General features: G+C 68.7%; 9 protein-coding genes. 2 read left to right on the top strand and 7 right to left on the bottom strand.

Translation table 11 applies throughout. The features are described from left to right. Positions 1-515: 515 nt before the first annotated feature. The gene (locus tag VK923_05960) at positions 516-2225 is read left to right on the top strand and encodes a stealth family protein (GenBank protein ID HSJ44210.1); all 1710 of its coding nucleotides are present in this window, start codon (positions 516-518) and stop codon (positions 2223-2225) included. On the opposite strand, the gene VK923_05955 is transcribed toward VK923_05960, so the two are convergent. From VK923_05955 to VK923_05935, 5 genes are all read right to left on the bottom strand, one after another. Beyond that, positions 2138-2947 carry a hypothetical protein gene (locus VK923_05955; protein HSJ44209.1) on the bottom strand — a complete coding sequence of 270 codons (810 nt, stop codon included), beginning with the start codon at positions 2945-2947 and terminating at the stop codon, positions 2138-2140. The genes VK923_05960 and VK923_05955 overlap by 88 nt on opposite strands. Further along, positions 2944-4644, bottom strand: a complete 1701-nt coding sequence (locus VK923_05950; protein HSJ44208.1) for a stealth family protein — start codon at positions 4642-4644, stop codon at positions 2944-2946. The genes VK923_05955 and VK923_05950 overlap by 4 nt, the downstream gene beginning before the upstream one ends. Next, positions 4641-6638 carry a sulfotransferase domain-containing protein gene (locus tag VK923_05945; GenBank protein HSJ44207.1) on the bottom strand — a complete coding sequence of 666 codons (1998 nt, stop codon included), beginning with the start codon at positions 6636-6638 and terminating at the stop codon, positions 4641-4643. Before VK923_05945 ends, VK923_05950 begins: the two co-directional genes overlap by 4 nt. A gap of 2 nt (positions 6639-6640) precedes the next feature. Continuing rightward, positions 6641-7528, bottom strand: coding sequence for a hypothetical protein (locus VK923_05940; GenBank protein HSJ44206.1), 888 nt, complete (start codon positions 7526-7528; stop codon positions 6641-6643). A 142-nt stretch (positions 7529-7670) separates the two neighbouring features. Beyond that, positions 7671-8528, bottom strand: a complete 858-nt coding sequence (locus tag VK923_05935) for a PhzF family phenazine biosynthesis protein (GenBank protein ID HSJ44205.1) — start codon at positions 8526-8528, stop codon at positions 7671-7673. Positions 8529-9196: 668 nt separating this feature from the next. On the opposite strand from VK923_05935, the gene VK923_05930 reads away from it, so the two are divergent. Then, the gene (locus VK923_05930) at positions 9197-10063 is read left to right on the top strand and encodes a WD40 repeat domain-containing protein (protein ID HSJ44204.1); all 867 of its coding nucleotides are present in this window, start codon (positions 9197-9199) and stop codon (positions 10061-10063) included. Between the two features lie 234 nt (positions 10064-10297). Here the strand turns inward: VK923_05930 and VK923_05925 are convergent, their stop codons facing one another. Then, positions 10298-10621 carry a DUF5615 family PIN-like protein gene (locus VK923_05925; protein HSJ44203.1) on the bottom strand — a complete coding sequence of 108 codons (324 nt, stop codon included), beginning with the start codon at positions 10619-10621 and terminating at the stop codon, positions 10298-10300. A 1410-nt stretch (positions 10622-12031) separates the two neighbouring features. Next, positions 12032-13264 (bottom strand): PP2C family protein-serine/threonine phosphatase, encoded by a 1233-nt coding sequence (locus VK923_05920; GenBank protein HSJ44202.1) that lies wholly within the window; start codon positions 13262-13264, stop codon positions 12032-12034. Positions 13265-13801: the final 537 nt, after the last annotated feature.

Here is a 13801-nt window from a genome sequence, read left to right as displayed (position 1 = left end):
CCACAACGGCCAGACGACGACCTGCACCGGACAGGATCAGGAAAGGTCACGCCGAAAGATGTGGACGCCCGATGGCTGGCCTTCGAACTCGTTCTCCTCGAAGGTCTCTCGGATGTGATCCTTGGTCTGCGGATAGAGGGCCGGGAAGGCGCGTCGATGCCCGCACTGTGTCATCGGTCCGTGTCCGTATGGAGGACGGATGATCCTGGATCTGCACGCATCCTCGAGTCCCGCGGAGCCTGCCGCCCTTCGGCTCCGACCTGTCTCCGCTGGGCGGCGGCGCAGGCCCCCCCATCAAACCGCGTGAATCTGTCAACGCAAGCCCCTGACCCATGGTCCTGCCCAGCTGCGTCGTGCGCTCGGTGCGCAGTGTTAGGCTGAGGTGTTGCCGCGGCCTTTCGCCGAGCACGTGCTGCCGTTGACCGAGACCACTCAAGCCGCACCAGCCGGAGTCAGGTGTCATTCGTGAACCCCTCCTGGGCCGAGACCTCAGGTCGATGAGTCCGGTCGCGCGCGTGCTCCGTCAAACGGTCGTGCAGCGGCGCGTTCCCTCGTACGTCGTGGAGTACGTCCGACAGCGCGCGCAACAGGCGTGGCGCCGGACGCGCCAGTGCTTCGGCTACGCTCGTAGCGTGCCGCGGTGGCGCTCCGGGCGGGACTCCGTGTCGCCGGTCGCGGCTCGCGTCCGGGGCGAGTCCGACGACGCCTGCCGGTCTGCGGTCAACTTCCGGTTCGTCGCGGTCCGCGAGGTGGCGGAGGACAACCTGGCCATCGTGGCACACCTACTGCGGGCTGCGGGCGTTCCATTCTTCGTGCGCGACGCCCATTCGGCCGGTCCCGTCGTCATCGGCGTCGATGTAGCCGAGCGCGCGCGCGTGTGGGCCGCGCTGGCGGCGGCCGGTCGTGGTGGTGACCTGTATGTGCAGGCCACCGACGGAACCCGTGAGGTGCCGGCGTGGCGCCTCGTGACCGCCGAGGGCGCCGCCGCCCGGTCCGAGCGCATGCTGGTGTACCGCAACCACCGCCTCGGTCCCGGCTACGTCGTCGGAGCGTCGCACGGCTGTCTGATCGAGCTGTGGCACCGCGCGGGTGACAACACGCGTCCCCCTGCCGGCGCCCGTCCGGGCCGGCTGGTGAACTCGGCGACCGCACCGGCGCGGGTCACGGTGGGCGGTCGGGAGTACCCGACGCTGAGTGACTTCTCCGACCATCGCTCGCTGTCCGCAGCTCGCATGCCGATCGACGTGGTCTACACCTGGGTTGACGATCGGGATCCGCGATGGCGTCGGCAGCTCGAGCAAGCCCTGGCGTACGAGCGACGTCCGCTGCATCCGCAGGCCATCAACCCGTCGCGGTACCGTGACAACGACGAGCTGCGCTACTCGCTGCGCTCGCTTGCGTTGTTCGCCCCGTTCGTACGGCGCATCTTCGTCGTGACGGCCGGTCAGGTTCCCGAGTGGCTCGACATCGACCATTCCGACATCCGGATGGTCGACCACGATGAGCTGCTCGACTCCGCACATCTGCCGACGTTCAACTCCCACGCGGTCGAGTCGCGCCTGCACCACATCGACGGATTGTCCGAGCACTACCTGTACCTCAACGACGACTTCGTGCTGGGACGTGAGGTGACGGCTGGTACGTTCTTCACCCCCAACGGGTTGGCGAAGCTGTTCCCCGACGAGCTCGCGCCGATCCCGGGTGGTCCGCCCTCGACGGATGACTTGCCGGTCGACAGCGCCTCGAAGAACGTTCGCGATCTGCTGCGCAACCACTGTGACGTGTATGTCGGGCGCAAGATCCTGCACGTCCCGTACCCCCAGCTCCGCAGCGTGCTGGTCGAACTGGAGCAGCGTTTTCCCGACGAGTTCGCACGCACGGCCGCGAGCCGCTTCCGTCAGCCGACCGACCTCAACATCGCATCGTGCCTGGCCCACTACTACGCGTTCGCCACCGGCCGCGCGGTACCGGCCGACATTGCGGCCGAGTACGTCAACATCGCGTTCCGCTGGGCGAGCCTCCAGATGGGCAGGTTGCTCGAGCGCAGGGACGTCGACGCCATCTGCATCAACGAGACCGATGCGCCGCCGGATCGGGCCGACGAGATGCGCGCAGCCGCAGCACGGTTCCTGCAGTCCTACCTGCCGGTACCGAGCCCATGGGAGCGTAGGGCTGTGGCATCGGGATCGACGCGGAAGAACGACGCCATGTTGGTGAAGCCGTAGACGGCCGCCGACGCGAACGTGATCGACGTGTCCAGGACTGCAGGGAGATCCTGGTAGGCGGTGGGCAGTGCAGCGCCTGCCGCGGCGGCCGCGTGGCGGTTGGGAAAGTATCCGAGGCTGACGTGCGGGTGCCAGTGTTGGGTTCGAAGCCGAAAGACCGTCCACAGGCCGTCGACGAGTTCGGCTCGGGCGGCCGCGATGCGGTCGAGCGCGATGTCGCTGACGGGGTCGACCGGCACGAGCCGGGCGGCGAGCACGTGCCCCTGCACGACGATCTCGGAGACGGCCAGCGTGACCCCATTGTCCGCAGCGACTGCAAGCACGCGCGCGTCCGCCATGACGACCAGCTCGTCGGTCAGCCGCTCGAGGCTGGCGGGGAGCCCGTCGAGCAGCGCCGAAACGCTGGGGATGCCGCTGTGCTGGTTCGGTCCGTCGCAGACCGTGACGTGGTAGCTGTGGCGCGGCAGCGGGCACAGGCCGTGCCGGTCGCCCCAGTTCTCGTCGCCGTCGGCGACCGCGCACGCCAGGTCGTCGTACAGGCGCTGCCGCTCCGGCTCGACGACGGCGATGTCCTCGAGCCGCGCCACGCCGGGGGGCAGCCGGGTTCCGGGATTGTCGAACAGCACGCTGACGCCGCGATAGGGCCGCCATGTGGGCGCCAGACTGGCCACCTTGGCGTTGGTGATGTCCAGGGCCGCGCCGCGGACGGACCGTCGCCTCACAGCTCGAACTCGCTTCTCACCGGCCAATAGGTGTCCACGAACTCGTGCAATCGGCGTTCGCGTCGCGCGATGTCGGGCGTGTGCGGGTGCGCCGCGTCGTTGATGCAGATCGTGTCCACGTTGCGACTGTCGAGCAGGCTGCGCAGCCGGCGCTCGAAGTCAGGTGCGCTGAGCTCGACGTAGCGTGCGGCGACGTCGCCGGGCACGGCGCTACCGGTCATGTAGCCGTAGTAGTGCGAGAACGACGACGCCACGGGGAGGTCGGTCCGGCTGCGGATCTGCGCCGACATGGTCCGGGCGAACTCGTCCGCGAACTCCTTCTCGGCAGCGTAGAGCACGCTGCGCCGCTGGGGGTACGGCGCATGCTTCATCTTCTGATGCGTGACGCGGTCGAAGCGCCGCTGCACGAGCGCGCGGCTGTTGCGTGCCGCCACGTCGACCGAGCGGGCGACGCCGTCGGCCTCGTCGAGCCCGATCAGAGCGCTTGACGGGAAGAACTTGGCCAAGCCGTTGCTCAGGAAGAACGTGTCGGGCCGCACCCGGCGGCCGAACATGAAGTCGTCGTTGAGGTACAGGTAGTGCTCGGACAATCCGTCGATGTGGTGCAGGCACGCCTCGATGGCGTGGGAGTTGAACGTCGGCAGCGTGCCGGTCGGACCGAAGATCTGCTTGTGGGACACCACCGTCACTCGCGGGTTCTCGGTGTTCAGCCATGTCGGCACCTGGTCGTCGGTCACGATGTAGACGTGACGCACGAAGTCGGCGAACATCGCGACGGAGCGCAGGGAGTACTTCAACTCGTCCCGACTGCGGTAGCGCGACGCGTCGTGTGCGTCGGGGTGGACCGTCTCGACGTTGAGGGTGCGCAGCACCGTGTTCTTGCGCTCCAACCATGCGGGATCGGACCCGTCGACCCAGGTGTAGACCACGTCGATCGGGAACGTGACGTCATCGAAGTGCGGTGCGGTGCCGAACTCGCGCAGGATGGGTGCGGGGCGGTCGCCGATCTCGGTGGCGCCGGTGGGTGCGACGTCCGGCGGCACATCGGCGACACTCTTGTTCCAACGTTCTGCGACGAGCGGAGACACGCCACGCGCCCCGACGTCTTGTGACTCCGACCAGAACTCCACCTCACACCCGTGCAGGTGGCCCAGCACTGTGCGGCCCTGCACGTCAGCCCGGTTGACGTAGACGCGCCACACCGGCCGCCGCAGCGCACGTGCGCGCGCACTCGGCGGTAGACCTCGGCCGACTGCGACGCGCCGATGTCGCGGTGCGAGGTCGGCGTCGTCGATGTAGAGGTGTACCGCCGGGTCACCTGTTTGTGCCAACGCGTCGAGGGCCGCACGACGGTGGACGGACGGCACGATCACGCGGTGGCGGTTCGGGCTTCGGATCGGGACCATCAGGCACGGGATGGCTTGGCGCTCAAGCGCCGACACCACCAGGTGGAGGTTGTCTGCCATGACGTCCCGGACGATCAGGCGGTCGTCCCGGCGGGCGATCTCCCAGACGCCATCGTGGTGGGCCAGCAGGAGGTCGGCATTGCGGCCCAGTAGTCCGCCGTAGGTCCTCAGGGCCCCCGCGCGATGCAGTGGATCAAGTATGCTCGCCGCGTGGTCCCGCGCCACGAGCAACGCTTCGACGAGACCCAAGCGTTCGAGCACAGCGATGGCCGTCGCACGGATCGGGCTCATGTGATGTCTGGCCCGCTGTCGCTATCCGTGACGTAGCCGAGGGAGCGCGCCCCCCTGCTGCGCCCGATCGCCGCGTCCATCATCGCAATGTCGGATGGGGCCAGGTAGTCGCGGTGTCCGCCGACCTTCCCGCGGCGCACCTTGTAGGACTCGGGATCGTCGGTCGAGTCGGTGCGCAACGCGCGCGTGGGAGCCGAGCCGTCGCGCTCCACTCGCTGCAGCCGGTCGAACGACGCCCCGTCGACGGCGCGCTGCACCACGGTGTCGTCGACACCGTCCACGTTGAGGAACTCGAGGAGGCGCCGCAGTTCACGGTGTGGGTCGGTGCGCATGTCCTCGTAGCGGACCAGCAGCACGTTGTCGTCGGCGAGGTGTGGCGCCCACGCGTCGTAGAACGCCAGCAACGACGCCAGGCTGCCGGTGCGGTCACGGACGAAGTCCATGAGGTCACCGTCGTACGGCACCTGACGGCGTCGGGTGACGTGGAAGTACAGCGACACGACCGCGTCGCGGGGGTCTCGGACCAGCAGGACGACCTTGCGGCCGGCGTAGGCGCGTTTGCTGCGCATGACCCGGTGGGGTGCCTTGCTCTGCGGTGAGTCGTCGTGGGTCGCAAGCACGCGCGGCATGCCGGGATGATCGATGTCTGCGTCGGTGAACCGCAGCAGGTTGCGGACCGTGACCCCGTAGTGCTCGCTGAGGGCGGCACCGAGCATCATCCGCAGCCAGGTTCGACCGCATTTGGGGAACGACACCACGAACGCGTCGCAGCGGCGTGCCAGCACCCGGACCTTCAGGTCGTAGAGCAGACGGTTGCGCTCGGCGGCGCGGGCCACCAGCGGCGTCAGCGTCTCGCTCAACCGGCCCGTGACCGTTCCGGTTCGCATCGCCACGCGGTCAGCGATGGTGGAGCCGCGCGCCGCGGCCTGTGCGGTGCGGCGGTCGGCGCGTTTCGGCACCACACCGGTCGCTCGATCGGGCCGTGCGATGGTGTCGCGGGCGTGGTCGTCCGAACCGGTCAGCACGTCGGCCAGCTGTTCGGTCGCGGGGTTGTCGTCGTAGCTGTCTTCCGGCAGATCGGGCATGTGACCGCGGAACAGATCGCGGTTGGCCTCGCGGTACGCGGCAAGGATCCTGCGGCGCTCCCGCTTGGGCATGAAGCGGCTCTGGCGGTCGTCGCCGGCAGGGAAGTTCTCCAGCAGGAACTGCCGTACGAGCTTGCGGTCGCGGGCGGTCTCCAGATGGGGGTTCATGCCCAGTGCGATCCGCAGACCGCGTCGGGAGTACACATGGTGCGCTTCGAGACCGTCCGCGACGCCCTCCAGGTCGAGGGTGCCGGACAGCCCGAGCGCGCCGAGGAAGTCGTCGACGAACGCATGCGGACCCGCAGCGACCAGCTCGAATGGCCGGACGCGGATGTCGATGACCTCGGGCAGCGCCCGGAGGCGCGCGATCAGGTCGTTGTAGTCGAGAAGCGGCTCGAAGCGCCGTGGGAACTGATCGTCGAAGGTGTGGTGTCGGCCCTTCTGGATCTCTCGCAGGTAGCAGAACTCCATCAGGCGATCCTGGCGGTGCGTGTGAAGCACGAGCCGTACACGCTCAGCACCGAGCGCGGCGACCACGTGGGCAATCGCCGGCACGGCGTGAGGTCGGAAGGTGTCCTCGTCCGCGGCGTTGATGTTGGCGGCGCCGACAAGGTGGTCGCTGGCGATCAGCACGGGGCCGCGTGCCATCCCTCCGGCGTCGGCGATGCGCTTCTGCTCGTGGGCGACAGCGTCGGCCAGTTCGCGTTCGAAGGCCGCTGCCTGCGCGGGGGCGGCGTCTTCGCGGCAGCGCCAGCCGGCGAGGTGCTCGAACTCTGCGATGCGGCGGTGCCCGATGAAGGCCACGCCGTACGTACGCAATTGGGGCCGCATGCGCGACAGTGCACGTTGCAGCATGGTCGCGCCGCTCTGCTGCATGCCGATGTGGAGGACGAGGTCGGGTGCCTGCATGATCACGCCCGCCTCGTCGCACCGGTGGCAGGTTCGCGCCCGTCCACGAGCGCCTCGTACTCGGCCGCATAACGGTCGTGAAGGGCCCGCTTCTGGTCGTCCGACAACAGCGCGGGACGCGGGTAGCGCTGGTTGGAGAAGTGCTTTTGCAGGAACTTGCGCATCAGCTTGCGCTCGTCGCCTGACTTCAGGTGAAGGTTGGCGGCGAGCGCCATCTGCAGGCCCTTGTCCGAGATGCTCGGGTTGCGCAGTGCGCTGTACTCGATGTCGAACCTGTACCGCGGGTCGATGCGTGTGAAGAAGTCACCGATGTACGCCTCCTGCCCGCGCGTGATGGTACGGAAGTCGATGACGTGGACGTGCTCGTCGCCGAACACCTCGTGCAGCTTGTCGACCACAGGTCCCCACGACAGCGCATCGAGGTCGACCTTGGCATACCACTCGTCGAAGCGCTCGTGGCGTCCCTCATGGATCGACTGCAGGTAGTAGGACTCGATGAACTGGTCCTGCGGCCGGATCGAGAACACGATCCTTGCATCGTACGGGGCGAGCACGTCGCCAAGCGCGTCGATGATCTCCGGCGCCCTGGGGTACAGATGGGCACCGCGTCTGCGAAGCGGGCGTCCGAGGGTGTTCTCGTGTGATGCGATGACCGTTGTGAACCACGGGACCAGCAGCGTCGTGCGGATCTTGCGCGCCAGCGGATCCGGGTCGGTCAGCAGTTTGTTGCCCCAGCCGACGAAGTCGTTCATGGCACCGCGGCTGATGTAGTAGATGCGGTTGCGACGTAGCAGGGCGACGTTGTCGCGCATGTACTTCTGCAGCAACGAGGTACCGGTCTTGTGAGCGCCGACGTGGAAGACGACGGTCTTCCGGCCGATCGGGGTCATGGCGTGGATGCTCCTGGAACGGGACCCCCGTTCCCGCGGTACGGGGGCGTTCAGTAATCGCAGCGTACAGCGGTTGTCTGTCGTTCGGTCAGCGTCTCGACACCGTCCGCACACCGACGCCGGCGGCAACGGGGCGAAGATCCTACAGGTCCACGGTGCCCGACACGATTGTGGTCGTGGTGCCGCCCACCCAGAACCCGTTGGCGGGATCGCCCGTCACGTGCACCCGGCCGGCGCGTCGGAGCGCCGTGCCCTGGCGCGCAACGTACGGTGTCGCGGCCCGCCCCGTGCCGACCAGCCACTGGGCCAGTCCCGCGTTGAGGCTACCGGTCACGGGATCCTCGACCATCACACCGTTGACCGGGAAGAAGGCCCGCACCTCGAACGCCGCGTCGGCCTCCGGTGGGTTCGGCCCGACGACACCGACGTCGGCGTCGATGAACCCTGGGCGCAGCTCCAGCACCGCCTCCGCGGAGCCCAGCAGCACGGCGACCCAGCCAGGTCCGTTGTCCACCCACTCGGCATCGACGACGTCGCTGCGCTCGATCCCCAGCGCGCCGGCGATCCGCTCCAGCAGAACGGGATCGACCGGTCCGGACCGCAGCAGTGGCGGAGCCGCGAACGCCAGGCCGTCGCCGCCGCGCCGGATCGGCACGATCCCCGCAGCGCACTGCTGCGCGACGGTGCCCTCGTCGGCCGGCGTGTGACCGGTCGACAGCCAGGCGTGGCACGATCCGAGCGTCGGGTGACCGGCGAACGGCAGCTCGGCGACCGGCGTGAAGATGCGCACCCGGTAGTCCGCGCCGGGCTCTGTCGCTGGCAGCAGGAACGTCGTCTCCGACAGGTTCGTCCACGCCGCGAACCGTTGCATCGACTCGGTGGTCAGCCCGTCACCGTCCACGACGACCGCAACCGGGTTGCCGCGGCAGGCCTCGGACGAGAACACGTCGACCTGGCGGAACCTGCGCTGCATGTCACGCAGTATGGCGGGGACGGGCATGGTCTGCGCTCACTGGTGCACCATCCGGCTGCCGCTGGTCGCGAGACTCACAGAACCCGTGTCGCGAACCCCAACGCCGCACGCTGAGGCGACCCGTCGAGACCCACGATCGGCACGCTGTCGTCGATGAGCGCCGCGAGAGACGTCCCGCCCGTTGCGATCGGTACCGAGCGGGTGGCGAGCTCGACTGTGGTCGAGAAGCCGAAGTCGCGATAGGGCGGGATGGCGCGTTTGCTTCCGGGCGACTGCTGTTCCTTCCCGCGCATCCCAGGCCAGGACGGTACGTTCCCGGCTGACGCCCGCGCACCCTTGAGGTGACATCTGTCCCCCGCGGCCACTGGGGAAACCTGTCGCAGGCGGCCTACTCCCCCGATAGCGGGACCGTGTACGCGGCCGGGCTTGACCGCTCCGTGCTGGCATGGGATCTGACCGGCACCAAGGGCATCGTGACCGATGTCGGGCCACGGCCCGCTCCTGGTGCACAGGTCGTGGCCTGGCGGCGGACGGGTCCATTGCGTCCGCGGCCTACCCGGACGGCCGCGTCGACGTATTCGACATCGACACGGGTGAGACGTTCCGAGCGATGGTGGCCGGTACGCCGGACGTGTTGAACGTCGATCGCATTGGTGTCCGTGCTGATCCACGCGGTATCGATCGGGTCCGGCCCCGTGATTCCCTCCCCCGTGACCGTGCGCACGTTCGACGTGCGGCGGGACCGACTGTTGCCCTACACGCTGGAACTCGACGCCCAGACCGCCTGGGACGCCGTCGTCACCTGGGACAATCGGGCCTTGCTCGCGGCGGAGCAACGACAGCTCGGCCTGTACGACCTGGCCACGGGAGAGCCGCTGCGCGCGGAGCTGTTCGAGGCGACCGATGCCATCGGTGCCATCGGCGTGCACCCGGGAGGACGCCTCGCGGCGTTGGCCGTCGACGGTGGCACCATCGAGGTCATCGACCTGACGACCGGGCAACTCGTCGAGACCCTCGATCCTGGCGAGGGGTTCCGGGAGCGCCTGCCGTTCTCGCAGCTGACGTTCGCGCCCAACGGCAAGTGGTTGGCGGCCGCGACCTACAGCGGTCAGATCATCCTCTGGGACGCCCGCTCATGGCAGCAGCACAGCACACGGGAGGCCGTTGCGGGCTTCGCCGTCGGTTCACTTGGGTTCACCCCCGACTCGGAGCTGCTCATCGTGGGTGGCGCGGGCACCGCATCCATCTGGAGCGTGGAGCAGTCCGCCAACGGAGGCGCGCGGCTGGATGTGGATCCTCTGCGGCCCGAGGCGGACGTCAGCGTGGGCACCCGGGACGGCGGCCGCACCGTCGTCACGTTCACCGAGGGCACCGGCGTCCGCGAGTGGACCATCGCGTCCGAGCGGCTGCTCGAGCACGCGTGCACGGTCGCGGGCCGCAACCTCACCCAGGAGGAATGGGACAGGTTGCTTCCCCACCGGCCGTACGAACCCACATGCCCCAAATGGGGCGAGGGTGACCAGACGCCGACAGGCATGCTGACACGACTGCGCAACTCGTAGCCTGGAGCGCTGTGCTCGGCGTTACGGGCGCACCGCGTCTGGGCACGGGCCGCAGCTGCGTTCTGCGTGCTCCCGACGGGATTCGAACCCGCGCCGCCGGCTTGAAAGCACCACCCCGAGCGCTGTGCTCACCAGCGAAAACGCAGGTCGCGACCCAGCGAACTCCGTCCAGTTATGTGTCCTGCCCGTGGTCGTCCATGGGGAGGGATCGCACGCGCACGCGCGCCTCCTCGATCACGACGATCGCGCCCGCCTCCAGGTCATCGGCGACCGCGGGGAGTGCGTGAGCAGCAGAGTGCTCTGATCCGACGGCCGTCGTCGCGTGCGCCGACGCAGCAGCACCACTGACGGTCGCGCGGTCTCCAGACGCGCGAGCAGCTCACCGAAGTCCGTGTCGGCCGATACGACGACGCGGTCATCGCCGGCGGCGTAATGGAAGATCGCCGTGTCAGGTGCGTCCACGGTCAGCGCATCGCGGACGTGCACGGCATCGTGGTCGGCCTCCTGGAGGGCTTCCGCGACCCGAAACGACAAGCTGGCGTCGATCAGGAACCTCACCCGTCTGCCACGAGGGGTAGCTGACTTCACGGACCGCCTCGGCGGCATAGCGGAGCGCCTCGGCGATGTCCTCGCGCTCCAGATAGGGGAAGTCGTCGAGGATCTCATTGGCGGTCATGCCCTCGGCCACCATGCCGACCACGGTCGCCACAGGCACCCGCATGCCGCGGATGCAGGGCACACCCGCCATCACGGCTGGATCATGCGTGATCCGTTCGAACACAACGCCACCTCCATAACAGATCCTACTCCCAGCGCGGTTCAAGGACGCGGTGGTCCGTAACGCGCGTAGATCGCTGGACCTTGCACGCGGCTGGCGCGGTCGCGCGCCGTGTTGCGCGGATTGCATACCGCTGGCGCCGGAATCCACCCGACACACAACTTCTGACGCAACCTCTGTGCCAGTGCCATCGGGCTGACTGATCGGTCGTAGACACGCGCGACCAGCGCGGTGAGCGATCGGAGGTCCGTGATTGCCAGCGACCGTTGTCCGGCGAACGGCATGTCGCCGAGTCAGCGCAGCATGCTCGCACGACTGGCGGCGCACGCGATGCATGCCCGCAATGACAGTCGCGAGGTCACCGCCCACGCGCGACAGGCGTTCGTAGAGCGGTTCGAGCGCGAGGTCGACCCCGACGCGCTGGTCTTCACGACGACGGAGCGCACGCCGCTGCGGCGCACCGGGTTTCGCCGGTCGTGGTCGCTGCCGGCGGTGCGCGCCGCCGGCCAGCACGCGGGCGGCCCTGACCGCGAAGTCGGGGTCGCGGGGGAAGATCCACGAGCGGTGCCGCCAGGGTTTGACCGCGTCTGCCGACAGCCACCGCCAGATCGTGGTGTCCGAGATCGACGCGACGATGCCCTGGTCGACCGCGGCACGGGCAGGTCGGCGCAGTGCCAGCGCCCCAGCGGCACGCCGGTGGTGGTGGGCAGTTCACGCGCCAGCGCTTTGACCGCCACGACCACCTGTGGGGGGAAACCCGGCGGCCGTCCGCCCCGGGGCAGGTCGCCCAAGTCCGGCGAGACGATGCTCGTAGAAGCGTTTGCGCCACTTCGACACGACCTGGCGCGGGGTGTCGAGACGCGCAGCGATCTCGTCGTTGCCGAGTCCCTGCGCGGCGTACAGCACGATCCTGGCTCGCACGACCTCTCGGTATGGTGACGTATATAGCGGCGGTCGACCGCCTCGAGCTGGCGACGCTCCTCATCACTCAGTTCGATGCGATACGGGCTTCTTCGTGGCATCGGGGCTCCCCTTCGACGAGGGAACCATGCCGCGTCACCGCATCAAAGCGTGGGAGGAGTCACGTCACTGTAATTCTGTGGAGAGGTACTTAGGTGCTGCCATGACGCGGGCTCGGCCGTAGAGCCATGGCGTCCCTGTCGCGGGGACTACGTCGAGCTGGGGTGAGCTCAGCCGGGGTTCGTGTCGGCTGACGGGGCGACGTCGTCTGCGGCTCCGCCGTGCCAGTCGAGACACAGGACGGTGGCGTCGTCCTGGAGCTGGCCGCCGGCTGCCTCGAGCACTGCATGCGTGAGGTCCTGCACGGCTTCCCGGGGATGCATGCCGGCGCTCTGCACGATGAGGCCGCGGATGTCGACGCTTGCCGCATTCCGCTCGATCATCCCATCGGTCAAGAACACCAGCCGGTCACCCTGCGCCAGCGGTAGGGGCTGCACCGTGTAGCCCCCGGGGACCAAGGTCCCGAACGGCAGGTCGGGCGGCAGGACGAGGCTCTCGACGCGACCATCGCGCAGCCGCAGCGGCGCTGGGTGGCCGGCGTTGACGATGCTCGCGGTGCCCGTACGCAGGTCGATACGAGCGAGCTGACCGGTCACGAAGCCGCCCCCCAGCCCGACGTAGCGGCCGAGCCCCTCGTCGGCAAGAGCTGCCTGCGCGGCCAGCTCCGCGCCCGCGCGACGTGCGTTGCGCAACGCGCCGACCAGCAACGTGGCCAGGACGGACGCCTCGACGCCATGACCCATCGCGTCCGTCACCGACACGTGGAGCACATCACGCTCCAGGGCGAAGTCAAACGTGTCACCCGCGACCTCCCCCGCGGGCTCGAGCCACGCCGCGAGCGTGAACTGGCCACCCTCGCAGGTGAACGACCCGGGCAACAGGCGGTGCTGCACCTCCGCCGCCAGGGTCAACGGGATCGAACGCTGCCCCCAGTCGTACAGATCGGTGAAGCGCCGGTTCGCGATCACGATGTAGGCCAGCACGCGGGCGGCAGCGGCCACCTCGGCCACCGTCCGGTCATCGGGGGCGTCGGGGAGCACGAGCTCCAGGATGCCGATGGCCTCTCCCCGGTTCGTCACCGGCGCGTACACGCACACGCCCACGTCTTGCGGCAGCACCTCGATCTTCTGCATGGCCAACACCCGCCCGTGCGGCGTGCCCTGCAAGGGCACCCGTTCGCCGGTCTCCCGCCCCTGCGCCCGGTCCTGATCGCCCGTGGAGTCGTAGCTGAGCCGGGTCAGCGCTCGGCCGCTGAGATCGGCAACCGATAGCGCGACTGCCGAAGCGCCGAACTGCGCGGCAAGGTGCTGGCCCACAACGTCGGCGGCCATGACCGGCGGTGCCTGCTCCACCGCCCACAGCAGCTGGTCGAGATTTAGCGCCATGCTCCCTTCGCCGCGCATCGGCACAGGCTACCGCACCGACGACGGACCCCGTGGTCCGCTCGGCGTCTCCGTCGGCCCGCCAGCGGGCCTGCTGCACCCCGCTCCCGACGCGGCCACCCAAGGCAAGCCCCACGCCGGGACTCCCCCCAAGTGCGCGGACTCCCCGGGCATCACGGAACTCCGTTGCATCCCCTGGGCGGCGCCAAAGGTGGTGGCCATCGCCGCGGTCGTAGGTGATGTGGTCATGATTCTGAGCTGCCGTCCGGTTACGACGTGTTCCTGCTCGCCAACCTGGTTCACTACTGGTCACCCGACGAGAACCGACAGCTGCTCCTCCGGGTTCGGCGTGCTGCCGAGGCCGGCGCCCGCCTGCTGATAGCCGATGTCTACAGCGTCGAAGAGATCGACGACTGGCTCGCCGCCACCGGCTGGCCGTCACGCACTCCCCATTGGCCGGCCCCGTCAGCCTCGTGACCGCCGAAGCGATCTGACCTGAGTTCGAGGAACGCGGCGTGGCTGAGGTTGTTGTTCGGCGAGGACGAGGCGTTCGGCACA

The organism is Euzebyales bacterium, assembly GCA_035461305.1.
Taxonomy (GTDB): domain Bacteria; phylum Actinomycetota; class Nitriliruptoria; order Euzebyales; family JAHELV01; genus JAHELV01.
Note: the sequence above shows the minus strand (reverse complement) of the source record. Positions and strands in the feature narration are given on the sequence as shown.